Raw genomic sequence first — 622 nt, forward strand, 5'->3', positions numbered from 1 at the left:
AGAACGTGTTTTTGCCATGCTTAGCCGTGCGCAGAAACGCAATGACGCGGAGCTTGACGATATTCATCAAGCCGTTGAACTGTGCGCGAAAGAGCAAACAGAAGCGGCACAAAAGCTTGCAACATTAGAGCGCGAAGTAAACGTGCTCTCCGCAGTAAAACAGCAAAATGAAACCCTGCGCAGTGAGTTGGAGCAACTCAAAACTGATTTAAGCCAGCAAGACAATAACACGCATCGCCCAATCTCTTTCGGCGGTGCTGGCACAAATACCGAAAACCTGACGGATTGCTAAACGGGAATAATAATGAGAAAAGAAACAAAAGTTAAATTTAACGGTTACATGACCCGCCTTGGTGAGATTTACGGTGTTCAGCCACAAGAGTTCGCAGCATCGAAAGTGGAAATTACTCCATCCGCGGCTCAAAAACTGGAAACCAAAATTCAGTTAAGCGCCGTCTTTCTGACCAAAATTAATATTGTGCCAGTGAAAGACCAAGTGGGTGAAAAAATCGGCATCGGTATTGGCACAACTGTGGCAGGCACGACGGATACCACCAAGCAAGACCGTGAGCCGACAGATCCAACACAATTAGCCAAGCAAGGCTATCACTGCCGCCAAACG

2 protein-coding genes are annotated in these 622 nt (G+C 47.1%); both read left to right on the plus strand.

All coding sequences use genetic code 11. From position 1 onward, the window contains the following. Positions 1-292: GPO family capsid scaffolding protein (locus PROVRUST_RS18745; RefSeq protein WP_006816498.1), on the plus strand; the 292-nt coding region annotated here is incomplete at its 5' end. A gap of 12 nt (positions 293-304) precedes the next feature. After that, a partial coding sequence (locus PROVRUST_RS18750; protein ID WP_006816499.1) for a P2 family phage major capsid protein occupies positions 305-622 on the plus strand: 318 nt, incomplete at its 3' end.

This window comes from Providencia rustigianii DSM 4541 (assembly GCF_000156395.1).
Lineage (GTDB): Bacteria > Pseudomonadota > Gammaproteobacteria > Enterobacterales > Enterobacteriaceae > Providencia > Providencia rustigianii.